Consider the following 25372-nt stretch of genomic DNA (forward strand, 5'->3'; position numbering starts at 1 on the left):
TCCGTGTCCCGATCCCGAGCAGCGGCGTTGCGCCGAGGCGTGCTGTCCGTCGTGCTGGTCACCTCCGCGGTGGCCGGCTACGCCGCGGCGGCGACCGTCAGCGCGCTGGCCGCCCCGGACGTGCAGGAGGCCACCGACTTCGGCCCCGGCGACGGGCTGACCCGCTACGTGCTCACCGCCGACGAGGGCGTCGCCCCGGCCGACCTGGTGCAGGCGCTGGGCTCCGCGGACGGCGTCGTCAACGCCCAGGTGGTCGGCGGGGACCGGGTGCTGGTCGCCACCTCCGGTCTGGCCCCGCACCACCTGGAGGCGCTGCCCGGGGTGGCCGACGCGGAGGTCTCCCCGACCGTCCCCGTGGCCGCCGGGTCGGTGGCCGACCCCTACTGGCCGCAGTACGGCTGGAACCTGGAGAACACCGGCAGCAACGCGTACGGCCAGGCCACCCGGGCCGACGCCGACGACGACGTCACCACCGGCTGGGAGGTCGGCACCGGCGAGGGCGTCGTGGTCGCCGTCGTCGACACCGGCTACGACTCCGACCACCCGGACCTGGCCGGCGCGCTGTGGACCAACCCGGCCGAGCCCTGCGGCACCACCGACACCGACGGCAACGGCCGGGCCGGCGACTGCCACGGCTGGAACTTCACGACCGACAGCGCCGACGTCGACAACGGCGCCGGCGGCACGCACGGGGCGAGCGTCGCCGGCGCCGTGGGCGCGCGTACGGGCAACGGTCAGGGCACCGCCGGCGTGGCGCCCGGGGTGACCCTCATGCCGCTGGTCATCGGCAGCGGCGAGGGCGTGGACCCGGTGCTGGGTGCGGAGGCCATCCGCTACGCCGCCGACCACGGGGCCGACGTCGTCAACGCCTCGTGGGGCGGGGCGCAGAGCGGGTGGGTGCTGGACAACCTGCGCGCGGCCGTCTCCTACGCCGCCAGCAAGGGCGTCGTGGTGGTGGCCGCCGCTGGCAACGACTCCCTCGACCGGGACGTCACACCGATGTACCCGGCCAGCCTGACCGAGCCCAACGTCATCACCGTCGGCGCCTCCACCGCCTCCGACGGCATCAGCGACTTCTCCGCGTACGGCGCCGGGTCGGTGGACCTGTTCGCGCCCGGGAGCTGGGTGTTCAGCACCTGGAACGACGGCGGCTACCGGGTCATCAACGGGACGTCGATCGCCTCGCCGCAGGTGGCCGGCGCCGTCGCGCTCTACCGGCAGGTGCTGCCCGACGCGACGCCGGAACAGCTGCGCCAGGCCCTCCTGGAGGACGTCGACGTCCTCCCGGCGTTCGCCGGGCGGTCGGTCACCGGCGGCCGGCTCTCGCTCAGCCGGCTGCCCGCCCGCACCACGGGCAGCGTCTCGTACACGTTCAGCTCGATGTGGGGCGCCCCGGGCCCGGTGACCCCGCAGGTGAGCGCGGCGGGATCGCCGGGGACCGGTGACTACGGCGTCACGATCGGTCTCGGCATGGAGCACGAGGGCGAGGTCTGGGCCCTCTCCGGCGCCGAGCTCACCGTCGGCGGCAACACGCTGGCGACCGACGACACCGGGACGGCGCGCTTCCCCCTCGGTCGCGCCGACGCACCGGCCGACCTCGACCTGTCCCCCACCGTCGAGCTGGCCGAGGGCCGCTACGTGCTCACCGTGCAGCTCGACCGCGACGGCGCCCCCCTGGGACGCACGTACGCCGCACCCCTGCTGGTCGGGACGACGGCTGCGCCGGCACCGCCGGACGGCACGTCCACCCCGGACGGCGGCTCCCCGGACGGCGGGGTGCCGGACGGCACCACGCCGGGCACCCCGGACGACGGCACGGGCGGCACCACCCCCGACACCGGCACCCCGGACGAGGGCACGGGCGGCGCCACCCCGGACGCCGGCACCCCGGACGGCGGCGCGGGTGGGGACACCCCCGACGGCGGTGGGGACACGGGCACGCCCGCCCCGGACGGCCCGCCCGGGACCGAGCCGGGTGGCAGCCCGTCCCCCGACGTGGCGGACGGGTCCGTCCCGGACGGCACCACCACCCCGCCGGGGGACGGCGGCCCGGACGGCGGCACCGCGCCCGGCGCGCCGGCCGACCCGGTCACCCCCGACGTGGAGGTGCCCTCCGGCACCCCGACCCCGGACCCCGCGGACGGCTCCGACTCCCCGACCGGCACGCCTGGTGACAGCGGCCCGGGCAGTGGCCCGGGCGACGGCTCCGACGGCGGCCCGGGCACCGGTCCGGCACCCGAGGAGGGGGGCGAGGTGACCTACCCCGGCAGCGGCCCGTTCGGGATCACCTCGCTGAGCCCGGCCGTGGTGGGCGACGACGGCGGCACCACGGTGACCATCACCGGCAGCGCGCTCCCCGAGGGGGCGCGGGTGCGGGTGGGCTCCAGCGCGGCGGCGGAGGTGCTGCGCGGCACGGCCACGGCGCTGGACTTCCGGGCACCGGCTCGCGTGCCGGGCGTCTACGACGTCCACGTCTTCGCACCCGACGGTCGCGAGGAGGTGCTGTCCGCGGCGCTGACCTACGTCGCCCAGCCTGCCGTGGGCCCGGGCGACGACACGCCGGGCAGCCCGGTCGACCCGGGTACCGACGGCACGGACGGCACCGGCGGTGGCCCGGGTGGCGCCACCGGTGGACCGGAGGTCCGCACCGGTCCGGACGGTCAGCGGCTGGTGCGCAACGCGGCCTTCGCGGCACTGCGGCCGGTGCTGTCGACCAGCTGCGCGGTGTCCTGCCCGGGTCGCGCGGTCTGATCCGGAGCCCGGTCCGGCGGCGCCTGCGGGCGTCGCCGGACCGGGCCGCCACCACCCGCACCGGCGCTGCGCCGCCGACCCGCCGGGGTACCGTTCCTGTCTCGCACCCGGCCTCCGGCCGGGTGTGCGAACCCGACGCATCCGGTCCCGTCGGGGTGGGGGTGGACGACCAGCACGGGAGGTGCTCCGGCAGGTGAGCGCGAGCCCCTCCGCGTCGCCCGCCCCCGGCGACGACGAGCTCTTCCGCGACGGCGGTGCCACCGGCCGGCTGATGGCCGCCCTGGACTGGTCCCGCACCCCGCTGGGACCGGTCGAGGCGTGGCCGGCCAGTCTGCGGCACACGGTGCGCACCGTGCTGGCCTCCCGGTTCCCCATGATCCTCACCTGGGGTCCGGAGTACACCCAGGTCTACAACGACGGCTACGCCACGCTGATCGGCGCCAAGCACCCCGACGCCATCGGGCGCGACCTGCGGGTCACCCAGGCCGAGCACTGGAGCGCCCTGCAAGGCCCCGTGGAGCAGGCCATGGCCACCCGCGAGCCGAGCTGGATCCCGCAGCTGCTGCTGCTGCTCGAACGGGCCGGCTACCGCGAGGAGACCTACTTCACCGTCTCGCACGCACCCGCCTACGACGACGAGCGGGTCGCGGGGATGCTCGCGGTCTGCACCGAGGTCACCCGGCAGGTGCTCGCCGAGCGGCGCCAGCGGTTGCTGCACGACGTGGCGACCTGCGGTGGCGGGCTCGCCGAGGAGTCGGCCACGGTGTCGGCGATGACCGCCGCGCTGGCCGGCGCCCCCCTCGACGTGCCGTTCGCCGCCGTGTACCTCTCGGGCGCGGGTGGCCTGCGCCGTGCCGCGGCCGTGGGCTGCCCGGCGGGGTCCCTGCCCCGGACGGCGGCCACCCCGGACGGGCTGCTGCCCCCGTCGGTCGCCGCCCTGGGCGTCCACGGCGGCCCGTTCGGCGACCTGGTCACCGAGGCCGTCGTGCTGCCGCTCGGCGGCCCGGACGGCGAGCACGTGGGAGCGCTGGTCGTCGGCCTCAGCCCCAACCGGGTGCTGGACGAGGAGTACCGCTCCTTCCACGAGCTGCTCGCCGGCCTGTTCACCGCCGCCGTCCGCAACGCCCGCGCCTACGCCGAGGAACGGGCCCGGGCCGAGGCGCTGGCCGAGCTCGACCGGGCCAAGACGGCGTTCTTCGCCAACGTCAGCCACGAGCTGCGCACCCCGCTCACGCTGCTGCTCGGCCCGATCGCCGACACCCTCGCCGCGGACGGGGCGGCGCTGCCCGACGACGTCCGCGAGTCGCTGACCCTCGCGCTGCGCAACGGCCAGCGGCTGCAGCGCCTGGTCAACGACCTGCTGGAGGTCGTCAGCATCGAAGCCGGCCGGGCGTCGGCGATGCGGGTGGAGACCGACGTCGCCGCCTTCACCGCGGAGCTGGCCGGGGTGCTGCGGGCCGCCGCCGAGCGGGCGGGACTGCGGCTGTCGGTCGACTGCCCCCCGCTGGGGCGTCCGGCGTACGTGGACCCGCGGATGTGGGAGAAGGTCGTCCTCAACCTGGTCGCCAACGCCGTCAAGTACACCTTCGTCGGCGGCATCGACGTCGCGCTGCGGGCCGACGGCGACGCCTTCGTGCTCACCGTCGCCGACACGGGTGTCGGCATCCCGGCCGCGGAGCTGCCGCTGCTGTTCGAGCGCTTCCACCGCGGCAGCGGCACTGCCGCGCGCAGCCGCGAGGGCAGCGGCCTGGGCCTCGCGCTGGCCCGCGAGCTGGTCGCCCTGCACGGCGGCGGGATCGAGGCGACCAGCGAGCCGGGCGTGGGCAGCACGTTCACCGTGCGGGTGCCCTTCGGCGAGCCGGACGCCCCGGCCGGCGCTCCCGCCGTCCCGTCGTCCTCGGCACGCGGCGGCGCCGTCACGCCCTGGGACGACGTGGACGGCGCCGGCCCCCGGACGGCCGCGACCGCCTCGGAGGCCGACGTCCTGGTCGTGGACGACAACGCCGACATGCGGGCCTACCTGACCCGGCTGCTGTCCCCCTGGTTCACCGTGCGGACCGCCACCGACGGCCGGGAGGCGCTGGCCGCCGTGGCCGCGGCCCGCCCGCACGTCGTCGTGACCGACGTGATGATGCCCGGGCTGGACGGGTTCGAACTGCTGCGCGCGCTGCGCGCGGACCCGGCCGTGCGCGACGTCCCGGTGGTCATGCTCACCGCCCGCGCCGGCCAGGAGGCCGCGGTGGAGGGCTTCGAGGCCGGCGTCGACGACTACCTGGCCAAGCCGTTCGAGTCCGCAGAGCTGGTCGCGCGGTTGCGTGCGGTGCTCGAGCGCGCCGCCGGCCGCGCCGCCGGGCCCGCCGCGGCGGCGCGTCCGGGCCCGCCCCCGTCGCCGGCCGCCGCGCAGGACGGCGCGGGGACCGGTGCACTGCCGCCGCACCCGCGGCGACCGACCGCCGTGCCACCGACCGCCGTGTCACCGACCGGCGCCCGCGGGACCACCGTCCGGCGGCACTGGCGGTTGCCGTCGGCCACCTCCTCGATCCCGGTGCTGCGGCGGCAGCTGCGGGCGCTGTTCGCCGAGGCCGGCTTGGACGAGGACCGCGCCTACGACATCGTGCTGGCGGCCTGCGAGGCGGCGACCAACGCCGTCGAGCACGCCCAGGACCCGGCGGAGCCGGTGGTCGACGTGCACGTCGAGGTCGCCGGCGGGCAGGTGGAGGTAGCCGTGCGGGACCACCGCCGCTGGCGGGAGCGGGTGCCGAGCATGGACCGTGGCCGGGGCTCGATGCTGATGAGCGCCGTCGGGGAGGTCGTCGCGACGCCGGGGCCCTCGGGCACCACGGTGGTCATCCGCTCGGCCGGGCCCCCGCTGCCCTCCGACGGGAGGCTCCGGTAGGCTCCTCAGCACGCCCCGCGGGTGTAGTTCAATGGTAGAACATCAGCTTCCCAAGCTGACAGTGCGAGTTCGATTCTCGTCACCCGCTCCACGACCGGTCAGCGTCGGTGGCACCACACCCGGACGGCCGACACGACGGCCAGCGGGCCCAGCACCCCCTGCGATCCAACGCCTGTCGGGGCCCCCACGCACGCCATCGAGCACCGTGCGCCGTCCGCGACGCCGTCCCCGGGACGGGTACCGGTCGGGCGTGCCACCCGGCCAGGCGGTTCGTCACCAGGGGTTCACCCATCGACGGGCATCTCATCGACGACGATCACTATGATGAGTGTCGATGCCTCCGCACCGGAACGAGACGACCGACGCCGGCCTGGTCTGCTGCACGCCGTTGACCGGCACCGTGATGAGCGCAGAGCAGGCCCAGGCCGTCGCACCCCTGCTCAAGGCACTCGCCGACCCGGTCCGGCTGCGCCTGGTGAGCCTGATCGCCTCCGGTCAGGGCGGCGAGGCCTGCGTGTGCGACCTCAACGAGGCCTTCGACCTCACCCAGGCCACGATCAGCCACCACCTCAGGGTGCTGCACTCAGCCGGGGTGCTGGACCGGCAGAAGCGCGGGGTGTGGGTCTACTACGCCGTGCGCCCGGAGGCGCTCTCTGCCGTGGCCACCCTGTTCACCGCGCCGGGCCTGGCCGGGGCCCGGGCGTGAGCGACACCGTGGGCGAGGCCGCCCTGCACCGGCTCTCCGACCAGTTGGCCACCCGGTTCACCGGCGTCTTCACCCGGGAGACGATCGACCGCTACGTCGTCGAGTCCCACACCGCGCTGGCCCGCACCGCGAGGGTCACCACGCACCTGCCGGTGCTGACCGAACGCTTCGCCACCGAGCGGCTGACCGCGCTCGCGCAGGCGAGGGGCGCGCTGCCGACCGACACCTGCGAGGTCCTCTTCGTCTGCGTGCACAACGCCGGCCGCTCGCAGATGGCCGCGGCGCTGATGGTCCACCACGGCGGGGGCCGGGTGCACGTCCGCTCGGCCGGCTCGCAGCCGTCCGCCACGATCGACGACACCGTGCTCACCGCCATGGCCGAGGTCGGCATCGACCTCGGCGCGGAGTTCCCCAAGCCGCTCACCGACGACGTCGTGCGCGCCGCCGACGTCGTCGTCACCATGGGCTGCGGCGATGCCTGCCCGGTCCACCCGGGCAAGCGCTACCACGACTGGCCGGTCCGGGACCCCGCCGGCCTGTCCCTGGGCGAGGTCCGCGCCATCCGCGACGACGTCGACGGCCGCGTCCGCGCGCTGCTCGCCGACCTGCACCCCGCCGGCGCCGCGCGCTGAGCGCACCGGCCCACCGCCCGAGGAGGAGACCTCCGTGTCCGACAAGCCCACCGTCCTGTTCGTCTGCGTCCACAACGCCGGCCGGTCCCAGATGGCCGCCGGCTGGCTGCGCACCCTCGCCGGCGACGCCGTCGAGGTCCGCTCGGCCGGCTCCCTGCCCGCCGAGCAGGTGAACCCCTCCGCCGTCGAGGCGATGCGCGAGGTGGACATCGACATCACCGGCCAGCAGCCGAAGGTGCTGACCACCGAGGCGGTCGAGGCCTCCGACGTCGTCATCACCATGGGCTGCGGGGACGCCTGCCCGGTCTTCCCGGGTAAGCGCTACCTGGACTGGGCGCTGGAGGACCCGGCCGGCAAGGGCGTCGAGGCCGTCCGACCGATCCGCGACGAGATCGAGGGCCGCGTCCGCGGACTGCTGGCCGAGCTGCAGGTGCAGCCGGCGGCCGGCCGGTGAGCGACCGCCCCCCGGTCCTGTTCGTCTGCGTGCGCAACGCCGGCAAGTCCCGGATGGCCGCCGGGTTGATGGCGGACCTGGTCGGCGGTGCCGCCGAGGTGTCCTCCGCGGGGACCGCGCCGGGGACGGCGCTCAACGAGCTGTCGGTGCGGGTCCTCGGCGAGGTCGGCGTCGACATCTCCGACGAGCGGCCGAAGGCCGTCACCGAGGAGATGGTCCGGAGCGCCGACGTCGTCGTCACCCTGGGACGCGACGCGCACGTGGCGTCGGTCGAGGGCACCCACGTCGAGCGGTGGGTCACCGACGAGCCCTCCGAGCGGGGCGTCGACGGCGTCGAGCGCATGCGGCTGGTGCGCGACGACATCGCCCGACGGGTGGCGGCCCTCGCCCACGAGCTGGGCGTGCCACCCGGAGGCGCCCGGCACCCGATGGCGTAGGACCACGGGTGTGACCACCCCACGCGGCGAGCGGGTGGGCCTGCGCGCGGTGTTCGGCCGGTCCGGCTACCGGCGGCTGTGGTGGGCCCGCACGGCCTCCCAGTGGGGCGACGTGTTCGCCGCCGTGGCCCTGAGCCTGCTCGTCCTCGACCTGACCGGCTCAGCGCTGGGCGTGAGCGCCGTGGTGGTCGCCGAGATCCTGCCGGTGCTGCTGCTGGGGCCGTTCGCCGGCACGCTGGTCGACCGGCTCCCACGCGTCCCGGTGATGGTCGGCGCCGACCTCCTGCGGGCCGCGCTGGCCGCCTCCCTGCTCGTCGTCGGCGACAGCGCACCCGCGGTGTACGCCGTCGCCTCCGGACTGTCCCTGGGCGCGGTGCTGTTCACCCCGGCAGCCAACAGCGCCCTGCCCGCCCTGGTGGCCGACCGCGAGCTGGTCGCCGCAAACAGCGGCATCTAGACCGCGGCCGTCCTCAGCCAGGTCGCCCTGGCCCCGCTGGCCGGCCTGCTGTACGCCACCGCGGGCGCCGGGCCGGCCTTCGCGGTCAACGCGGGGAGCTTCCTGCTCAGCGCGGCGGTCCTCGCCGGGCTGCGGCTCCCGGGCGCGCCGGCGTCCACCCGCCGGGACGGCTTCCTCGCCGACGCCGCCGCCGGTGTCCGGCTGCTGGCCACCGACCGGTTGCTCCGGGCCCTCGGGGCCGGGCAGCTCCTGGCCGCCCTGTCCGCCGGTGCCACCAGCGCCCTGCTGGTGGTCCTCGCCCGCGACCACCTCGACCTGGCCCCCAGCGGCTACGGGTTGCTGCTGGGGGCCATCGGCGTCGGTGCCGTCCTGGGTCCGCTGCTGCTGACCCGGCTGGTCAGCGACCCGCGGCGGCCCGTCCTCGTCCTCGGGCCGTACCTGCTGCGCGGTGTCGTCGACGTCGTCCTCGCCACCTCGACCGCGCTCCCCGCCGCCCTGGTCGCCCTGACCGTCTACGGCCTGTGCACCTCGACGGGTGCGGTCACCTTCACCTCGCTGCTGCAGGCCAGCACCGCCGCCGAGGTCCGCGGCCGGGTGTTCGCCACCTTCGACGTGTTGTGGCAGCTGGGTCGACTGGCGTCCCTGCTCCTCGGCGGGCTGCTCGCCGCGACCCTCGGCATCCAGGCGGTCTACCTCCTCGGCGGGGCGCTGCTGGTGGTCGCGGCCGCGGTGGGGTGGCCGGCTCTGCACGCCGGGACGTCGCAGGGCACCTGACCCGCTCAGGCGTCCCGCGCCCGGACCAGCCCGTCCTCGTCGAGGAGCCGGATGGTGCCGTAGCCGACGTCCACGAGGCCCCGGCGCTCCATGGCCTTCACGACCTTGTTCAGCGAGGGGCGGGCCACACCGAGCATGGCCGCCAGCGTGCGCTGGGGCAGGCGGACGGCGCCGTCCTCCGCCTCGTCGAGGAGCAGCCCGGCCAGCTGCGCCGTGAGCGGGCGGCCGAGGAGGGAGACCAGTCGCCCGTGGCTGGTGGCCAGCCGCTGCGCCACGCTGGACAGCCAGCGCCGCGCCATCGCCGGGTGCCGGGCCAGCAGCGTCTCGAAGTCGGCCGCGGTCAGGAACAGGCAGACCACCTCGTCCAGCGCGTGGCCGGTGTAGGGGACCGGGACGCCCAGCAGCAGCGGCACGTCCCCCTCGACGTCCCCGGGGCCCAGCACCCCGACGACCACCCGACCCCGCGGCGTCCGCACACCCAGCTCGACGTGGCCGGCCCGGACGATCCAGACGCCGGGCTCGGCACCGCTGCCGTCGCCGAAGACCGGTGCGCCGCGGGAGGCGGTCACCGGCGAGATGCGGCCGGCGAGGGCGGCGACGTCCTGCGGACCCAGGGGCGCCGTCGCGCCGCGGCCGACGCAGCGGGCGATCCAGGCGGCGTCCCGGACCCGCGCGTCCTGCGGGCTCAGCCCGGCGGGGTCCGCGCGCAGCAACTCCTTCCACCGCGTTGCCCCCACACGGTCGATCTTGTCAGAGCGCGCCGGAGCGGCCACCGCCCCGCCCGGGTGCCCGCACGGGTGTGTCGGCGAGCTGACCATCCGGAAAGGCCGGTCCACCGCACCCGGTTGCCCGCGGTGTCCTGATCCCGACCCACAGGAGACACCCGTGACGCGCATCCCCGTCCACACCGTCGCCGACGCGCCCGAGGGCGGCCGCGACGCCCTCAAGGCGCTGGAGGCGAGGTTCGGCAAGGTCCTCAACATCCACGGCGCCATGGCGCACGCGCCGGTCGTGCTGCAGGCCTACGCCGCCCTGCAGGAGGTCATCGGCGCCCACGGCACCTACGACGCCCGCACCCGGGAGGCGATCGCGCTGGTCGTCGGCAACGTCGACCGGTGCACCTACTGCCAGTCCGCGCACACCGCGGGCGCCCGGGCCGCGGGCTGGAGCACCGAGGAGACGGTGGCGATCCGGGACGGTTCGTACGCCGGCGACGCCCGGCTGGCCGCGCTGCTCACCCTCGTCCGGGAGTCCGCCGGTGGCCTGGGCGCCGTCGACGACGCCACCTGGCGGGCCGCCCTGGAGGCGGGGTGGAGCGACGCCGAGCTCACCGAGGCCTCCGTCCACATCGCGCTCAACCTCTTCACCAACCACTTCAACCACCTGGTCGAGACCGACCTGGACGTCCCCCGGGCACCGGGTCTGTGAGCGCTGGGCCGGTCCCCGCCACGGGGACCGGCCCGCCGCGCGGTTCAGCGCGCCTCGTACACCTGGATCTCCGCGGCCCCGGTGTTGCCCCCGGTCGTCTGCTCGGCGTCGATCCGGAGCACCTGGCCGGTGAGATCGACCTCGGTGACCACGACGGCCGTGCCGGCCTCGAACGGCCCGTACGTGCGGTCGCCGTCGACGGTCACGGTGGAGGTCTCGATCACCGAGGTGCCGTCGCTCGTCGCCCGGCTGCGCACCGTGAGGCCGGCGACCTCGACCGGACGGCCGAGGTCCAGCGTGATCGACGCGTCGTCGCCGTCCCCGGCGCTGGACCACTCCGCGGCCAGGTCGCCGTCGACCGCCAGCGGGCCGGCGGAGGGACCGGAGAACTGGGAGCTGACGGCCACCACCCTGGCTCCGGTCACCTCGTCGCCGGGGACGGCCACCGGGACCGCGTCCGGGGTGCGGAAGGTCCGCGGCTCGCTGCGGTGGAGCGCACCGTCGGCACCCGAGCCCTGCACGCGGTAGAGGTACTCGGTGCCCGGCTGCAGGCCGCGCATGACGGCCTCGTGGTCGCGGTGCGCTCCCCCGCCCATGTCGGTGGCGATGCCGTCGCCGAGGGACCCGTCCCGCCCGGACACCACCGCGCAGGCCATGTCGAGGTCGGTGGACACCCGCAGCGTGGCCGACGTCCCGGACGGGTGGGGCACGACGACGGGGTCGGCGACGAACGCCTCCTCGGCGGCGCGCACCGAGGGTCCGCGGTCGACGGGGCACCGCACCCGGCCAGCAGCGCGGCCAGCACGGCGGCGAGGACGACCGGGCAACGGGTCGGCGGTCTCACGGTCGGCGCAACGCAGGGGGCCGCGACGCGGTTGCGTGCGGGGCGCCCGCCCGCCAGGCGAGGACGACGGCGGTGACCACCACACCGGCGAGCACCCAGAACGCCGTCGCGTAGCTGCCGATCGCCTCGGCGAGCGCGGTGCCCACCCAGGGCGCCAGTGCGGTCGCCGCGGTGACCGGCGCGGCGAAGAACCCGGACAGGGTGCCGTAGTGCGCCGTCCCCCACCGGTCGGCCACCGCGGTGGCCTGCAGCAGGGTGCACGCGCCGCGGACCGCACCGACCGCGACGGCGGCGGCGACGAGGGCGACCGGCGGCCCGGGCAGGGCCCCGAGCAGCCCGATGGACAGCGCCGCGGCCGCGATGAGGGCCACGGTCCGCCCGGTCGGGGTGGTGCGGGCCACCAGCGGGGCGTAGAGCAGCCGGCCCAGCACCTGGCCGGCGCCGAGCAGGCCCAGCGTGGTCGCGGCCAACGACGCGGAGAAGCCGCGGCCGGTGAGCAGCGGGATCACCGTGAGGCTCGCCGCGTACAGCCCGAGGGCGGTGAGGGTGAGCGCGCCGGACAGCGCCAGGAACTCACGGCTGCGCACCTCGGTCGGCACCCGGCGCGGACGGCGGGTCGCCGGGGGGCCGCGGTGACCCGCGGGCACCCAGGGGGCGGTCAGCGCGAGGGCGTGCACCGGGACGGTCACCACCGCGAGCACCACGGCGAGCACCAGGTAGGTGTCCCGCCAGCCCAGGGCCGCGACCAGCGCGTCGGTCAGCGGGGCGAACAGCGTGCTGGCCAGGCCGGCGACGAGGGTCAGCGTGGTCAGCGCCCGGACCCGGCCCTCGCCGTACCAGCGGGTGAGCGCGGCGAAGGCAGCCTGGTAGAAGACCGCGGCCATGGCCGCCCCGGCGACCAGCCAGGCCGCCAGGAACAGCGGGTAGGTGGGCGCCAGCCCGATGGCGACCGTGGCCGGTACGGCGAGCAGCGACCCCGCCGTCATCACCCGCCGGGGCCCGTGGGTGTCCAGCCAGCGACCGACCGGGATCCCGGCCAGGGCGGAGACGACCAGGCCGGCGGAGAACGCCGCCGTGGCCGCCGTGGCCGACCAGCCGGTGTCGGCGGTGATGGCGGCGAGGGCGACCGGGAAGGCGTAGTAGAGGACGCCCCAGCTGGTGACCTGGGTGGCGCACAGGCCGATCAGCGCCCGCCGTTCAGCCCGCACGGGACGGCGACGCGCGGACGGGCTCGGGTGCGCTGCCGCAGCAGCCGGCGTCGGGCGTCTCCTCGGCCGACCAGCCGTGCACCGAGCCGGTGGCGAAGCCCACCCCGCCGTCCGCGGCCTCGGCGGCCTCCCGCTCGCCGAGGTCGGTCGAGCAGACCCCGGTGGACGGCAGCGCGAGCTGCACCCGGGCGGCGGCCTCGGCGTCCCCGGCGAGGTGCGCGGCGATGGAGCGGACCTGCTCGTAGCCGGTGGCCAGCAGGAAGGTCGGTGCCCGGCCGTAGGACTTCCCCCCCACGACGTAGAGACCGTCGTCCGGGTGGGCCAGCAGCGCCTCCCCGTGCGGGGGCACGGTGCCGCAGGAGTGCGCGTTCGGGTCGATCAGCGGCGCCAGCGCCGCGGGCGCCTCGAGACCGGGGTCCAGGTGCAGCCGCACCTCGCGCAGCACCTCCAGATCCGGGCGGGACCCGGTGGCTGCGACGACGACGTCGACCGGCAGCCGCACCGCGACGCCGTCGCGCCCCGTGCCGGCCACGGTCAGTGGCCCCTCCCCGCCGGGTGGTGGGGTGAACGAGGTGATCGCGAACTCGCGGTGCAGCGTGACCGCGCCACCGGCCACCGCGGCCCGCAGCTCCGAGCCGAGCAGGCCGCGGGCCGGCAGGCCGTCGACGTCCCCGCCGCCGTAGAGGCGGGCCGGTGAGCGGCCGCGGATGGCCCAGCTGACCTCGGTGCCCGGCTCGTCCTCGCGCAGCCGCACCAGCGCCAGCAGGGTGGTGGCCGCCGAGTGGCCCGTGCCGACCACCAGGGCGTGCCGGCCGGCGAAGCGCGCGCGGTCGGCGCCCAGCACGTCGGGCAGCGGACCGCTGCGCCAGGGACCGATCCGCTCCTCGCCGATCGCCGGCAGACCGGCCGCGCCGAGCGGGTTGGGCCGCCCCCACGTCCCGGACGCGTCGAGCACCGCCCGGGCCACGACGTCGACCACCCGGCCGTCGCACTCCGTGCGGACGACGTACGGCCGCCCGGCGCGGCCGACGGTGCGGGTCTTGTCGACGCCCCGGCGGGTGACCGCGACCACCCGGGTGCCGGTGCGGATCCGCCCCGCCAGCTCGGGCGTGGCGGCCAGCGGCGCCAGGTAGGCCTCGACCAGCTCGGCGCCGGTCGGCAGCCCGTCGCGGTCGGGGGACTCCCAGCCGGTGCGCTCCAGCAGGCGCACGGCGGCGGCGTCGACGTCGTACTCCCACGGGGAGAACAGGCGCACGTGCCCCCACTGGCGCACGGCCGCGCCGACCTGCGCACCGGCCTCCAGCACCAGGGGCTCCAGCCCCCGCTCCAGCAGGTGGGCAGCCGCGGCGAGGCCCACCGGCCCGGCGCCGACGACCACGACCGGCAGGTCGCTGTCCGTCCCTGGCATGGCGGTGACCCCTCCTCCGTCGGTGGCGGGCCGAACATAACAGCCGATGCTGGTGACAACAACACCGACCTGGAACACTGGGGGCATGCGCGAGGAACTCGGTGTCCGCCTGCTCGACCCCGGGCCGTCGGACTCCGCCGCCGACCGGGCGAGGCTGCTCGCCCCGCAGCTCAAGGCGCTGTCCGACCCCAACCGGCTGCACCTGCTGCTGCTCCTGGCCGAGGGCCCCCGCTCGGTGCGCGAGCTCGCCGAGCTCAGCGGCATGGGCCAGACCCTGGTCAGCCACCACCTGACCCCACTGCGCGAGCAGGGGCTGGTCACCGTCACCCCCCGGGGCCGCAGCAACGTCCACGCGCTGTGCTGCGAGGCCCTCGCCGGGCCGGTGCGGCTGCTCGCCACCCTGGCCGCCCTCACCCCCGAGGGCGCGGACGCCTGCCGCTCCCCGGGCGACGCAGCCACGTGACGGTTGGATCACACTCCCCCGGCCGCCCGTTCAGGCCGGTGGGCGCACGGGCAGCCCAGGGGGTGACGACCCGGTGCCGCGGTCGTCCCCGCCGTCCCGAGGAGCCGACGTGACCGAGTTCGACCGCACCCGCCCCGACCCGGCGACGACCACGGACGGCGCGCACGCCACCCGCGGCAGCGCACGGGACGCCGTGGCCGCCCAGCACGCCCGCTACGGCGGCATCAAGTGGGGCGCCGCCTTCTTCGGCTGGCTGTCGGCCAACGGCCTGGCCGTCCTGCTGCTGGCGCTGCTGTCCGCCGCCGGTGTGGCCTTCGGCCTCTCGCAGGCCGGCACCGGCGCCCTGGCCGCCGAGCAGGCGAGCGCGCAGGCGGACACGATCGGCCTGGCCGGCGGCATCGCGCTGCTGGTCGTCCTCTTCCTCGCCTACCTCGCGGGCGGCTACGTCGCCGGGCGGATGAGCCGCTTCGACGGCACCCGCCAGGGCCTGGCCGTGTGGGTCATCGGCCTGCTGGTCGTCGTCCTGCTCGGCGTCCTCGGGGTGGTGCTGGGTGCCCAGTACAACGTGCTGGGCCAGCTGAACCTGCCGGGCATCCCGGTCAGCGGCGACACCGCGACCACCGCCGGCATCGTCGCCGGGGTCGCCGCCCTGCTGGCCTCCCTGCTCGGGGCGCTGGTCGGCGGCAAGCTCGGCGAGCGGTACCACCGCAAGATCGACCGCGCCGGCTTCGGCGTCTGACCGGCGCCGGTCACCAGCCGGGCGCCGCCGCCACCGGGGAGCCGTGGCGGGGGGCGTAGCCGCCGTGCCCGTCGGGGGCGTAGCCGCCGTGCCCGTCGGGGGCGTAGCCGCCGGCCCGCTCCGGGGTGGCGGCGATCTCGCGCAGCGCCGCCCCGAGGGCCGCCACGTCCTCCAGCCGGGTGGCCCGGTTGGCGCTGGCCCGGACCGCCCCCGGCAGCAGGTGCCGGTCGGCACCGCGCGCGTCCCGGTGGAAGCGGGTGACCTCCTGCTCGGTCAGCGCCAGGAGCCGGGCCATGTACGGGTGCGCGCAGAAGCAGCCGTTGCGCACGCCGATCGCGAACTCGGCGGACAGCCGCGCGGCGAGCAGGGCGTGCGGCACGCCGGCCAGCGTGAAGGCGGCCACCGGCAGCCGGTCGCCGGACCCGGGCCCCAGCCGCTGCAGCCCGGGGACGGAGGCGAGCTCGGCGTCGAGGGCGGCCACCAGCGCCCGCTCGTGGGCGAGCAGGCCGGTCCAGCCCCCGGCCCGCAGCTCGTCGGCGGCCGCGGCGAGGGCCACGGCACCGAGCACGTTGGGCGAGCCGGCCTCGTCGCGGTCCGGGGCGTCGGCCCAGACCACGTCGTCGAAGGACACCGCCTTCACCGCGCCACCGCCGACCAGCATCGGCTCGCCGTGCGCGAGCAGCCGTCGCGGCACCACCAGGGCCCCGGTCCCGAACGGCGCGTACGCCTTGTGCCCGGACAGGGCGAGCGCGTCCACGCCCAGCGCGCCGAGGTCGATGGGCCGGTGCGGCGCCAGCTGGGCGGCGTCCACGGCCACGAACACCCCCCGCGCCCGCGCCGCGGCGGCGATCGCGGCGAGGTCGGGGACCCAGCCGGTCACGTTCGAGGCCCCGGTCACCGCCAGCACCCTCGGCGTCGGCCGCCGGTCCAGGCCGGCGACGACGTCCTCGACGGTGAACGTCCCGCGGGCGTCGACGTCCACGACGCGCAGCCGCGCGTGCCGGCGCCACGGCAGCAGGTTGGCGTGGTGCTCGACGGCCGTGGTCAGCACGACGTCGTCGGGCCGCAGGTCCAGCCGGAAGGCCAGCGTGTTGAGCGCCTCGGTGGTGTTCCGCGGGAACAGGACGACGTGCGTCGCGGGGTCGGCGCCGACGAAGGCCAGCAGCGCCGCCCGCGCCTGCTCGTAGCGGGCACTGGCGACCTGGGACTTCGCACCGGCCCCGCGGTGCACGCTGGAGTACCAGGGCAGGAACTCCTGCACGGCCGCGGCCACCCGGGCCGAGGCCGACGTGGTCGCGGCGGCGTCGAGGTCGACGTAGCGCCGCCGACCGCCGTCCAGCACGGGGACGACGACGTCGCCGCCGACCAGCGGGCTCTCGGGGACGACCGGCACGGTGGGCATGGGAGGTGCATCGGCCGCGGGGTGGGGATCCTCAAGCCCTTTGGGGTGAGATCGCTCAGACAGAGGACCCCGCAGGCCGACTGTCTCCTCATGGACCACGTCCGGGAACGCACCGCGGTCGGCCGCCGCCGCCGCGGTTTCCGCCTGACCAACCGGGTCTTCTGGGACCTCGCGGTGTCCATGGTCGGGCTCGGCCTGGCCGTCGGGCTGGTGTTCCCGCCGTTCGCCGTCTGGCTGGGCGTGCCGTCCGCGGTCGCGACCCGCCCGCTGTTCCAGGTCGCCTGCCTGGTCGCCGGCTTCCTCGTGGGCGCGCTCAGCTTCGTCGTGTGCCGCGTCGTGGTCGGCGGCCGGCTGACGCTGCTCAGCGCCCGGCTGCGCTCGGTCGCCGACGGCATCGCCCAGGCCAGCCGCACCGGGGACTGGTCGGGGTCGACCCCCCAGCGCATCGCCGTGGACTCCGAGGACCCACTGGGGCAGACCGCCCGGGCCTTCAACAGCCTGCTCGACGCCCTGGAGGACGGCGAGCACTTCCGGGCACTCGTGCGCAACGCCTCCGACGTCATCACGGTGGTCGACGCGTCCGGGACGATCACCTACCAGACACCGTCGGTGGGCTGGGTGCTCGGCCACCCGCCCGGCGCGCTGGTCGGGACCGACGTGTACGACCTGGTGCACGTCGAGGACCGGCCGGCCTTCCGGACCCGCCTGGCCGAGGTCGTCGCCGGCAGCGCGCACACCGCCTGCCCGGGCGCGCGCATGCGCCACCGCAACGGCACCTGGCGGTGGACGGAGACGGTGGTGGCCGACCTGCGCGCCGACCCCGCGGTCAGCGGCCTGGTGCTCACCACCCGCGACGTGAGCGACCGCCGCGAGCTGGAGGAGCAGCTGCGCACCCAGGCCTTCCACGACCCGCTGACCGGGCTGCCCAACCGGGCGGTGTTCATGGACCGGCTGCGCGCGGCCGAGGCCGGGGAGCGCGACGGCGTCCCGGCCGCGGTGCTGTTCCTGGACCTGGACAACCTCAAGACGGTCAACGACGACCTCGGGCACGAGGCGGGTGACACCCTGCTGCGGGTCGTGGCCTCCCGGGTCGCCCGCCTGCTGCGGCCCGAGGACACCCTCGCCCGCCTGGCCGGTGACGAGTTCGCCGTCCTGCTCGTCGGGGAGGCGAGCAGCACCCGGGCGGCCGGCGTGGCGGCGCGCGTGCTGGCCGCGCTGGACGAGCCGGTGGTCGTCGGCGACCGCGCCGTCCGCACCAGCGCCAGCCTCGGGCTGGCCACCTCCGACACCTGCGCGGTCAGCGGGATCGGGCTGCTGCGCGCCGCCGACACGGCCATGTACGTGGCCAAGACCCACGGCAAGGGGCGCAGCGAGGTCTTCCACCCGCGCCACCACGCCGCCCAGCTGGACCAGGAGCAGCTGCAGGCCGACCTGTACCACGCGCTGGAGCGCCAGGAGCTCGTCCTGCACTACCAGCCGATCGTCGACCTGACCGCCGACCGGGTCAGCGGCTACGAGGCACTGCTGCGCTGGCAGCACCCCGCGCGCGGGCTCGTGCCGCCGGCCCGGTTCATCGCGCTGGCCGAGGAGAGCGGGCTGATCGTGCCGATCGGCCGCTGGGTGCTGCGCGAGGCCGCCCGGCAGGCCGCGACCTGGCAGGCGGGCGACGGCGCGGGACCGCGGGTGAGCGTCAACGTCTCGGTGCGCCAGTTCCAGCACCCCGGCCTGGTCGCCGACGTCGCCGACGCGCTGGCCACCTCGGACCTGCCGCCGGACCGGCTCACCCTGGAGATCACCGAGTCACTGCTCGTGCAGGACGCCGACCGCGCGACGGCCCGGCTCCAGGCGGTCAAGGACCTCGGCGTCCGGCTGGCCCTGGACGACTTCGGCACCGGCTACTCCTCGCTGAGCTACCTGCGCCGCTTCCCGATCGACGTCCTCAAGATCGACAAGTCCTTCGTCGACGGCGTCGCCCGCAGCACCGCGGACCGGGCCGTCGTCGCCGCGATCGTGGCGCTGGGCCGCACCCTGGACATGGACCTGGTGGCCGAGGGCATCGAGTCCGGCGCCGAGCTGGCGGCCCTGGAGGCCCTCGGCGTCCGCTACGGGCAGGGCTACCACCTCGGCCGGCCCGCACCGGCCGCGACGGGGCAGCCGGCCGACCGGCGGCACCCGTCGTCCCCGGGTGCGGCGCTGCGCGTGGCGCCCGTGCCGCGGTCGGGGGACCCGGCCGACGGCGACGTCCGGCTCCGGCCGGCGGCCGGGGTCTGACCGGCGCGGCTACCCGCGGCCGGCGGCGCCCGCCGGCACGGCCTCCTGGACCACCGGCGACGGGCGGTCGGCCGACCCGTTCTCCTGCACCTCCGCGCCGCAGCGCGACACGCCCAGCAACACGGACAGCACCACGGCGAACCCGCCGAGGACCACCCCGGCCACCATCAGCCGGCCGCGCCGTCCCCGCGCGGTCGGCTCCTCCCCGCGGGGCTCCCCGTCGGGTCCTGGTCCGCTCGTCGCCATGGGGCCTCCTGTCCGTGCGCCGGCCGGGCGCCGCTCGCGCGTCGTCCCCGTGCCCCGGGGCCGCGGTGGTCATGCACGCGACCGCCGCGCCCGTAGCCTCCCGGTGGTGAGCGCGGGTGCCGTGCCGGCCGAGCGGCCCGGCGTCGTCGCGGCCCTGCGGGCGGCCGGCTGCGTGTTCGCCGAGGAGGAGGCCGCCGTGCTGCTGGCCGAGGCGACCGACCCGGCCTCCCTCGCCGACCTGGTCGCCCGGCGGGTCGCCGGCGAGCCGCTGGAGGTCGTCGTCGGCTGGGCGGCCTTCTGCGGCCTGCGGGTGCAGGTGGGGGCCGGTGTCTTCGTCCCCCGCCGGCGGACCGCCCTGCTCGTCGAGCAGGCGGTCGCCGCGCTGCGCGGCACCGGCCGCACACCGGTGGTCGTCGACCTGTGCTGCGGCTCCGGCGCGGTGGGGCTGGCCGTGGCCGTCCGCGCGGGCCCGGTGGAGCTGCACGCGGCCGACGTCGACCCGGTCGCCGTCGGCTGGGCCCGGCGCAACCTGGCCGCGGTCGGCGGCCGGGTGCACCGGGGCGACCTGTACGCCGCGCTGCCCGCCGGGCTGCGCGGCCGGGTCGACCTGCTGGCCGTCAACGCCCCCTACGTACCCACCGCCGCCGTGGCGCTGCTGCCACCCGAGGCGCGCGACCACGAGCCGCGCACCGCCCTCGACGGCGGGCCGGACGGCACCGCCCTGCACCGCCGGGTCGCCGCCGGGGCGCGGCGGTGGCTGGCCCCCGGCGGCACCCTGCTGGTCGAGACCGGCGCCGCCCAGGCCCGGGTGACCGCGGCCGCCGTCCGGGACGGCGGGTTGCGCGCGGTGGTGGTGCACGACGAGGCGCGCGACGCGACGGTCGTCGCCGGGACCGCCCCCGAGGACACCGTGCCAGGCCTGGCACGCTGCGCCGCGACACACGGCGGGGTGTCCCGGGACGGACCGGTCGCGCCGTGACCGGCACCGGGGCGGGCCCTTGTGCCCTGCCGTACCGGAACGCGGGTTGCCACCATCCGGGCATGCAGGAGGGACGCCGGCTCGCCGCCGGGCCGGAAGAGGGCCGGCGGGGCACCCGCGCGACCGGCGACGACGCACGCGGCTGCCCCGCGGCCGCCGTGCGGCCGGCCCCGCTGCTCCCCCGCCGGCCGTCCCCGTGGCTGCTCGTCGACGTCGACGGCTCGTCGGGGTCCCACGAGGCGCTGGTCTGGGCGCTGCAGGAGGCCGCCCGCCGCGAGGCCACGGTGGTGGTCGTCTGCGCACCCGACGAGACCGACGACCGCCCGGGCGGTCGCACCCGCGCCGGGCGGCACGCGGACGCCCGGGCCCTCGAACGGCTCGACGCCGAGGTGCTGCGGGCCCTGGCCGAGACCGGCGTCTCGTGCCGGGTGCGCACCGCCGTGGTCGAGCGGCCGGTCCTCGAGGCACTGACCAGCGCCGCGCGGGGCGCCGACCTCGTCGTCGTCGGCGGACGCGGCAAGACCCTGCTGCGTCGCGCCGTCCCCCGGCACCCGGCCCGCCGCCTGGCCCGCGGCGCCTGACGGAGCCCCGCATCACCACCCCGCCGCTCCTCCCGGAGCTCCCCGACCACCGGGCCGTGACCCCGCCCGGCGCGGGGTCCCACGGCCTGCCCTCCACCGAGATCGTCGTCCCCGGCGCCCGGCCCGCGGAGCGCAGCGAGCAGGTCGACGCCACGCTGCGCGGCACCCTGCGGCTGGCCGTCGAGCACACCCGCGCGACCTACGGCGCGATCGGGGTGCTCGACGCGACCGGGACCCGGCTGGAACGGCTGCTCGTCGTGGGCGTGGACGCCGCCGACCGCGACCGGATCGGCACGCTCCCCAGCGGACACGGGGTGCTGGGCGTGCTCCTGGAGCGGCCCGAGACGCTGCGGCTGGCCGACCTGTCCACCCACCCGCGGGCGGTCGGGTTCCCGCCGGGGCACCCGCGGATGCAGGCCTTCCTCGGCGTGCCCGTCCGGGTCGGGGACACCGTCTTCGGCCACCTCCACCTCACGGCCGAGCCGGCCCGCGGGCCTTTCACGGCGGCGGACCAGACCGCCGTGGAGGCCCTGGCCGCCGCCGCGGGCCTGGCCATCGCGAACGCCGAGCTGGTCGAGCGGGCCGAGCACCGGCGCGCGTGGGCGCAGGCCGGCAGCGACATCGCCACGGCGCTGCTGTCCGGCGCCGACCCCGACAGCGTGCTGCGCTCCATCGGCGAGCGGGTCGCCGAGCTGGCCTCCGCCGACGTCGCCGGCGTGCTGGTGCCCGCGGCGGACGACGACGAGGTGCTGACCGTCGTGGTCGCCATCGGCCAGGACCGGGAGGAGGCCGAGGCGTTCGAGGGCGTGCGGCTGCCCCTGGTGGACAGCCAGCTGGGGGCGGCGCACCGCTCCGGCGTCCCGCGGCTGATCGCCGACGCGAGCACGGCGGCCCACGGCGGCCGGCGGGCCCCGGTGCTGGGCGAGCTCGCGCGGCACTTCGGCCCCACCCTGGTCATCCCGCTCGGCGGGCGGCCCGCGCTGGGGACGGTGGTGGCCCTGCGGCTGCGCGACCGGGAGCTGTTCGCGCCCGACACCCTGGAGCTGGCCGCCGCGTTCGCCGCGCAGGCCTCGGTGGCCCTGGAGCTGGCCCGCAGCCAGCAGCGGGAGCGGCGGCTGCAGGTCCAGTCCGACCGGGACCGCATCGCCCGCGACCTGCACGACCACGTCGTCCAGCGGATCTTCGCCACCGGCCTGGCCCTGGACCGGGTCAGCCGCTCGCTGGCCGACCGGCTGCCCGAGACCGCGGCGGCGCTGGCCGCGCGGGTCGACGAGCTGGACGGCACCATCGCCCGCATCCGCTCGGCGATCTTCGAGCTGCACGAGGCCGACGACGCCTCCCCCGACGCCGTCCGCACCCGCATCGTCGACGTCGTCCGCTCGATCACCGGCGGGCAGGGCCTGCGCCCGGACGTGCGGCTGCGCGGCGAGGACGACCTGCCGCCCCGGCTGCTGCCCGACGTGGTCGCCGTGGTCCGCGAGCTGGTGACCAACGTGGTGCGGCATGCGCAGGCCGGCCGGCTGACGGTCACCGTCACCGTCGGCACGCAGGTGCAGGTCGTGGTCACCGACGACGGGATCGGGCTGCCGACGGTGGCCGTCCGCAGCGGGTTGACCAACCTGGCCGACCGCGCCGAGCGGCACGGCGGGCGGATGACCACCTCGACCGGACCGCGCGGCACGCAGATCCGCTGGTCGGTCCCGCTGTCCCCCCGGTGACGGTGAGGCCCCCGTCCCGAGGCTCGCGCCGAGCCTGCGAGGCGTGAGGAGGACGGGGGTCCTTCAACGGTCGCGCAGTTCGGTGGCCAGGATGGCGGCCTGGGTGCGCCGCTCCAGGCCGAGCTTGGCCAGCAGGTGGCTGGTGTAGTTCTTCACGGTCTTCTCGGCCAGCCCCATCCGCGCGCCGATCTGCCGGTTGGTCAGCCCCTCGCCGATCAGCCGCAGCACCGTGCGCTCCTGCTCGGTGAGCAGCGCCAGCCGGCGGTCCCGCTCGACCGGCCGGCGGCGGGCCGCGGCGGCCGCCGCCCCGGCGTCCCGGTCGAACAGCGTCCCGCCGTCGGCCACGGTGCGGACGGCGGAGACCAGCGCCGACCCGCGGACCTGCTTGAGCAGGTAGCCCGCGGCGCCCGCGGCGGCCGCGGCGGCCACGGCGTCCTCGTCCGGGAAGCTGGTCAGCACCAGGCAGCGCAGGCCGGGGACCCGCTCGCGCAGCCGGCGGCACACCTCCGCGCCGTCCCCGTCGGGCAGGCGCATGTCGACGACGGTGACGTCCGGCCGGACCGCCGGCACCCGGGCCAGCGCCTCGGCCACCGACCCGGCCTCACCGACCACGGTGATCACCGGGTCGTCCTCGAGGACCTCGGCCACCCCGCGCCGGACGACCTCGTGGTCGTCGACGAGGAACACCCGCACGGACCCCCGCTCGGCGGCAGCGTGATCCACGTCACAGAGGGTAACCCGGGTGGCCCTCTGGCAGGGTCCCGCCACGAGCCGGCGGGGGGCGAGGGTCCTCCTTAGGACGGCAGGAGCAGCGCGGCGTAGAGGGTGAGCCCGGGACCGAAGGCCATGACCACCACCGGGCCGTCCACGTCGCGGAGCTCCTCCAGCACCAGCAGGACCGTCGCCGAGGAGCAGTTGCCGTGCTCGGCGAGCACGTGGCGGGAGGCCGCCAGGTCCTCCTCGGCCAGCCCGAGGCAGTCGCGGACGACGTCCAGGATCCGCGGGCCCCCGGGGTGCACCGCCCACCCGGCGACGTCCCCCGACACCAGCCCCGCGCCGGTCAGCAGCTCGTCGACGACGTCGCCGGCGTGCCGGGAGAGCACGTCGGGCACCCGCGGGGACAGGCCCATGCGGAAGCCCAGGTCGGTGACGTCCCAGGTCATGTGGTCGGCGGTGGAGGAGTCGGTGCGGGCCACCACGCCGGCCAGCCGCCGCCCGCGCGCGCCGGGCTGCAGGACGACGGCCGCGGCCGCGTCGGAGAACAGCGCGTGCGCGACCACCTGGTCCAGCTCCCGCGCCGGCGGCTGCACGTGCAGGCTGGTCAGCTCGCAGCACAGCAGCACGGCCGGGCGGGCACGGGCCTCCACGTAGTCGCCCACCGCGGCCAGGCCGGGGACGGCGGCGTAGCAGCCCATGTGGCCGACGAGCAGCCGCTGCAGCCCCGGGGGCATGCCCAGGTCGCTGGCCAGCCGGATGTCCAGGCCGGGGGTGGCGTACCCGGTGCAGGTGGCGACGGCGAACAGCCCGACGTCCCCCGGCGCCAGCCCGGCGTCGTCGAGGGCGCCGGCCACCGCCTGCTTGCCCAGGGGCAGTGCCTCCTGGACGTAGCGCTGCATCCGGGCCCCGGTGCTCCACCGGCTGATGTCCTCGTCGAGCGGGTTGGCCACCGTGTGCCGGCGGCGCACGCCGGACCCGGCGAACACCCGCCTGGCCGCCCGGACGTCGGCGTAGTGCCCGGCGAAGAACCCCTCCCAGGCCGCGTCCTGGTCCAGCGTCGTCGGCAGCGCGTGGCCGGCACCGGTCAGGACGGCGCTCATCGGCGCAGCTCGGCGCAGCGGTCGGTCATGGTCACGACCGTACGGGCGGCCGTGGGCCCTCGCCGTCCTCCGGTCGGCCGCCGGCCGCCGCGTCCTCGCGCAGCCGCCCGTAACCGGCGAAGACGACGGCGGTGGAGCGCACCGGCTTCATCCGGACCGTGGCCCGCCGGCCCAGCCGCCAGGCCAGCGCGTCGCGGACCGAGGGCCGCAGCCCGACCAGGCGCAGCTCCAGCCCGAGGTCCGCGGCGGCGGCGAGCAGCCGGGCGCGGTCGACGAACAGGGCGGGGTCGTGGATGCCGGGCGGCGGGCCGCCGGGCAGCCGCTCGGCGACGGTGGTGGTGAGGAAGCGGCCGATGCGGGTGGCCGCCAGGGTGTCGAGGACCAGCGCGCCGCCGGGGCGCAGCAGCCGGGCGCACTCGGCGAGCACCCCGACGTCGTCCTCGACGTGCTCGAGGATCTCCCCGGCGACGACCACGTCGGCACACCCGTCGGCGAGGGGGACAGCGAGCACCGACCCGCACACCGGCACGACGCCGTGCTCGCGGGCCACCCGCAGGCCCGGCACGCCGAGGTCGACGCCGACGTGGCGGTAGCCCAGCCGGGCGACGTGCGGCGCCATCAGCCCGCCGCCGCAGGCCAGGTCGACCAGCACCGCGCCGGGGTGCGGCGCCGGCGGGAGGTGCTCGGCCCGCGAGGCGGCCAGCCAGTGCAGCGCGGCGAACCCCCCGGAGGGGTCCCACCAGTGGTCGGCGAGGGTGTCGTACTGGGCAGGGTCGTTCGGGCGCAGCACCCCCATGCCCGGAGGTCAGCCCTTCTTCAGCGGGTCGTGGCCCCAGTTCATCAGCGAGTACCGCCACTTGGAGGTCTCGACGTCCTCCTTGGCCGGCTCCTGGGCGAGGTGACGGGCGACGTAGCCGTGCACCTTGCGCATGTGCGCGAGGTCGTCGTCGTCCAGGTCGCCCTTCTTCTTGCGCAGCAGCTCCACGATGCGGCGCCCCTCGGCGTGCCCGGTGGACTCCCCGCCGTCGGTCTTCTGCCCCACCGACTGCGACTCGTCGGTCTCCAGCCACCGCTCCAGCTCCGCCGGGCTCATGTTGACGGCATCGCCGAACTCGCGGCGGATCGTGTCGGGGTCGTCGTCCTGGGCCATGGCTGCCTCCG

The 25372-nt window shown here is 77.0% G+C and carries 23 protein-coding genes, 1 tRNA gene and 1 pseudogene; 15 read left to right on the forward strand and 10 right to left on the reverse strand.

The features are described from left to right. Nucleotides 1–3: 3 nt before the first annotated feature. The 8 genes and pseudogenes from RTG05_RS20715 to RTG05_RS20750 all read left to right on the forward strand — a co-directional run bounded on the left by RTG05_RS20715 (nt 4) and on the right by RTG05_RS20750 (nt 9107). On the forward strand, nt 4–2751 hold the full coding sequence (locus tag RTG05_RS20715) for a S8 family serine peptidase (protein WP_166526680.1): 2748 nt from the start codon (nt 4–6) through the stop codon (nt 2749–2751). A 193-nt stretch (nt 2752–2944) separates the two neighbouring features. After that, complete coding sequence (locus RTG05_RS20720; RefSeq protein WP_315912101.1) at nt 2945–5647, forward strand: ATP-binding protein; 2703 nt, start codon at nt 2945–2947, stop codon at nt 5645–5647. Nucleotides 5648–5664: 17 nt separating this feature from the next. Then, nucleotides 5665–5738, forward strand: a tRNA-Gly gene (locus RTG05_RS20725). Nucleotides 5739–5981: 243 nt separating this feature from the next. After that, the gene (locus RTG05_RS20730) at nt 5982–6353 is read left to right on the forward strand and encodes an ArsR/SmtB family transcription factor (RefSeq protein ID WP_166526681.1); all 372 of its coding nucleotides are present in this window, start codon (nt 5982–5984) and stop codon (nt 6351–6353) included. Continuing rightward, nucleotides 6350–6985, forward strand: a complete 636-nt coding sequence (locus tag RTG05_RS20735; protein ID WP_166526682.1) for an arsenate reductase ArsC — start codon at nt 6350–6352, stop codon at nt 6983–6985. The genes RTG05_RS20730 and RTG05_RS20735 overlap by 4 nt, the downstream gene beginning before the upstream one ends. 34 nt (nt 6986–7019) lie before the next feature. After that, complete coding sequence (locus RTG05_RS20740) at nt 7020–7439, forward strand: arsenate reductase ArsC (protein WP_166526683.1); 420 nt, start codon at nt 7020–7022, stop codon at nt 7437–7439. Continuing rightward, nucleotides 7436–7876, forward strand: coding sequence for an arsenate-mycothiol transferase ArsC (locus tag RTG05_RS20745; RefSeq protein WP_166526684.1), 441 nt, complete (start codon nt 7436–7438; stop codon nt 7874–7876). Before RTG05_RS20740 ends, RTG05_RS20745 begins: the two co-directional genes overlap by 4 nt. A gap of 49 nt (nt 7877–7925) precedes the next feature. After that, a pseudogene (locus RTG05_RS20750) lies at nt 7926–9107 on the forward strand (MFS transporter). Between the two features lie 5 nt (nt 9108–9112). On the opposite strand, the gene RTG05_RS20755 reads toward RTG05_RS20750, so the two are convergent. After that, complete coding sequence (locus tag RTG05_RS20755) at nt 9113–9844, reverse strand: Crp/Fnr family transcriptional regulator (RefSeq protein ID WP_208104695.1); 732 nt, start codon at nt 9842–9844, stop codon at nt 9113–9115. A gap of 148 nt (nt 9845–9992) precedes the next feature. On the opposite strand from RTG05_RS20755, the gene RTG05_RS20760 reads away from it, so the two are divergent. Beyond that, a complete protein-coding gene (locus RTG05_RS20760; RefSeq protein WP_166526686.1) occupies nt 9993–10535 on the forward strand; it encodes a carboxymuconolactone decarboxylase family protein in 543 nt (180 codons plus the stop codon). 44 nt (nt 10536–10579) lie between these two features. On the opposite strand, the gene RTG05_RS20765 is transcribed toward RTG05_RS20760, so the two are convergent. The 3 genes from RTG05_RS20765 to RTG05_RS20775 all read right to left on the reverse strand — a co-directional run bounded on the left by RTG05_RS20765 (nt 10580) and on the right by RTG05_RS20775 (nt 13995). Continuing rightward, the gene (locus RTG05_RS20765) at nt 10580–11287 is read right to left on the reverse strand and encodes a discoidin domain-containing protein (protein WP_166526687.1); all 708 of its coding nucleotides are present in this window, start codon (nt 11285–11287) and stop codon (nt 10580–10582) included. Between the two features lie 88 nt (nt 11288–11375). After that, entirely contained in the window at nt 11376–12587 is a 1212-nt protein-coding gene (locus RTG05_RS20770; protein WP_315912102.1) for an MFS transporter, read from the reverse strand. Next, a complete protein-coding gene (locus tag RTG05_RS20775) occupies nt 12577–13995 on the reverse strand; it encodes an FAD-dependent oxidoreductase (RefSeq protein WP_166526688.1) in 1419 nt (472 codons plus the stop codon). The genes RTG05_RS20770 and RTG05_RS20775 overlap by 11 nt, the downstream gene beginning before the upstream one ends. An 85-nt stretch (nt 13996–14080) precedes the next feature. Here RTG05_RS20775 and RTG05_RS20780 point away from each other — a divergent pair, with 85 nt between their 5' ends. Next, on the forward strand, nt 14081–14458 hold the full coding sequence (locus tag RTG05_RS20780) for an ArsR/SmtB family transcription factor (protein WP_166526689.1): 378 nt from the start codon (nt 14081–14083) through the stop codon (nt 14456–14458). 109 nt (nt 14459–14567) lie between these two features. Then, nucleotides 14568–15197 carry a hypothetical protein gene (locus RTG05_RS20785; protein ID WP_166526690.1) on the forward strand — a complete coding sequence of 210 codons (630 nt, stop codon included), beginning with the start codon at nt 14568–14570 and terminating at the stop codon, nt 15195–15197. Between the two features lie 10 nt (nt 15198–15207). Here the strand turns inward: RTG05_RS20785 and RTG05_RS20790 are convergent, their stop codons facing one another. Beyond that, nucleotides 15208–16599: an aminotransferase class V-fold PLP-dependent enzyme gene (locus RTG05_RS20790; RefSeq protein ID WP_166526691.1), complete on the reverse strand. Its 1392-nt coding sequence runs from the start codon at nt 16597–16599 to the stop codon at nt 15208–15210. Nucleotides 16600–16689: 90 nt separating this feature from the next. Here RTG05_RS20790 and RTG05_RS20795 point away from each other — a divergent pair, with 90 nt between their 5' ends. Then, a complete protein-coding gene (locus RTG05_RS20795) occupies nt 16690–18870 on the forward strand; it encodes a putative bifunctional diguanylate cyclase/phosphodiesterase (RefSeq protein ID WP_166526692.1) in 2181 nt (726 codons plus the stop codon). A gap of 9 nt (nt 18871–18879) precedes the next feature. On the opposite strand, the gene RTG05_RS20800 is transcribed toward RTG05_RS20795, so the two are convergent. Continuing rightward, the gene (locus tag RTG05_RS20800) at nt 18880–19116 is read right to left on the reverse strand and encodes a hypothetical protein (RefSeq protein WP_166526693.1); all 237 of its coding nucleotides are present in this window, start codon (nt 19114–19116) and stop codon (nt 18880–18882) included. A gap of 106 nt (nt 19117–19222) precedes the next feature. Here RTG05_RS20800 and RTG05_RS20805 point away from each other — a divergent pair, with 106 nt between their 5' ends. The 3 genes from RTG05_RS20805 to RTG05_RS20815 all read left to right on the forward strand — a co-directional run bounded on the left by RTG05_RS20805 (nt 19223) and on the right by RTG05_RS20815 (nt 22394). After that, the gene (locus RTG05_RS20805; protein WP_315912103.1) at nt 19223–20095 is read left to right on the forward strand and encodes a putative protein N(5)-glutamine methyltransferase; all 873 of its coding nucleotides are present in this window, start codon (nt 19223–19225) and stop codon (nt 20093–20095) included. Nucleotides 20096–20157: 62 nt separating this feature from the next. After that, complete coding sequence (locus RTG05_RS20810; RefSeq protein ID WP_166526695.1) at nt 20158–20676, forward strand: universal stress protein; 519 nt, start codon at nt 20158–20160, stop codon at nt 20674–20676. A 56-nt stretch (nt 20677–20732) separates the two neighbouring features. Continuing rightward, a complete protein-coding gene (locus tag RTG05_RS20815; protein WP_166526696.1) occupies nt 20733–22394 on the forward strand; it encodes a GAF domain-containing sensor histidine kinase in 1662 nt (553 codons plus the stop codon). Between the two features lie 63 nt (nt 22395–22457). Here the strand turns inward: RTG05_RS20815 and RTG05_RS20820 are convergent, their stop codons facing one another. The 4 genes from RTG05_RS20820 to RTG05_RS20835 form a co-directional block, all read right to left on the reverse strand. Beyond that, the gene (locus tag RTG05_RS20820; RefSeq protein WP_166526697.1) at nt 22458–23117 is read right to left on the reverse strand and encodes a response regulator transcription factor; all 660 of its coding nucleotides are present in this window, start codon (nt 23115–23117) and stop codon (nt 22458–22460) included. A gap of 71 nt (nt 23118–23188) precedes the next feature. Then, complete coding sequence (locus tag RTG05_RS20825) at nt 23189–24211, reverse strand: type III polyketide synthase (protein WP_166526698.1); 1023 nt, start codon at nt 24209–24211, stop codon at nt 23189–23191. 31 nt (nt 24212–24242) lie between these two features. Beyond that, nucleotides 24243–25007, reverse strand: coding sequence for a methyltransferase domain-containing protein (locus tag RTG05_RS20830; RefSeq protein WP_166526699.1), 765 nt, complete (start codon nt 25005–25007; stop codon nt 24243–24245). Between the two features lie 9 nt (nt 25008–25016). Continuing rightward, nucleotides 25017–25361: a DUF3140 domain-containing protein gene (locus RTG05_RS20835; RefSeq protein WP_166526700.1), complete on the reverse strand. Its 345-nt coding sequence runs from the start codon at nt 25359–25361 to the stop codon at nt 25017–25019. Between the last annotated feature and the right edge of the window lie 11 nt (nt 25362–25372).

The organism is Geodermatophilus sp. DSM 44513 (assembly GCF_032460525.1).
GTDB lineage: Bacteria > Actinomycetota > Actinomycetes > Mycobacteriales > Geodermatophilaceae > Geodermatophilus.

What these genes read in the sequence shown, in the direction of transcription:
- RTG05_RS20835 (WP_166526700.1), bottom strand. Translation starts at nt 25,361, where the DNA reads ATGGCCCAGGACGACGACCCCGACACGATCCGCCGCGAGTTCGGCGAT.
- RTG05_RS20730 (WP_166526681.1), top strand. Translation starts at nt 5,982, where the DNA reads ATGCCTCCGCACCGGAACGAGACGACCGACGCCGGCCTGGTCTGCTGC.
- RTG05_RS20810 (WP_166526695.1), top strand. Translation starts at nt 20,158, where the DNA reads ATGCAGGAGGGACGCCGGCTCGCCGCCGGGCCGGAAGAGGGCCGGCGG.
- RTG05_RS20790 (WP_166526691.1), bottom strand. Translation starts at nt 16,599, where the DNA reads ATGCCCACCGTGCCGGTCGTCCCCGAGAGCCCGCTGGTCGGCGGCGAC.
- RTG05_RS20775 (WP_166526688.1), bottom strand. Translation starts at nt 13,995, where the DNA reads ATGCCAGGGACGGACAGCGACCTGCCGGTCGTGGTCGTCGGCGCCGGG.
- RTG05_RS20800 (WP_166526693.1), bottom strand. Translation starts at nt 19,116, where the DNA reads ATGGCGACGAGCGGACCAGGACCCGACGGGGAGCCCCGCGGGGAGGAG.
- RTG05_RS20830 (WP_166526699.1), bottom strand. Translation starts at nt 25,007, where the DNA reads ATGGGGGTGCTGCGCCCGAACGACCCTGCCCAGTACGACACCCTCGCC.
- RTG05_RS20825 (WP_166526698.1), bottom strand. Translation starts at nt 24,211, where the DNA reads ATGAGCGCCGTCCTGACCGGTGCCGGCCACGCGCTGCCGACGACGCTG.
- RTG05_RS20780 (WP_166526689.1), top strand. Translation starts at nt 14,081, where the DNA reads ATGCGCGAGGAACTCGGTGTCCGCCTGCTCGACCCCGGGCCGTCGGAC.
- RTG05_RS20795 (WP_166526692.1), top strand. Translation starts at nt 16,690, where the DNA reads ATGGACCACGTCCGGGAACGCACCGCGGTCGGCCGCCGCCGCCGCGGT.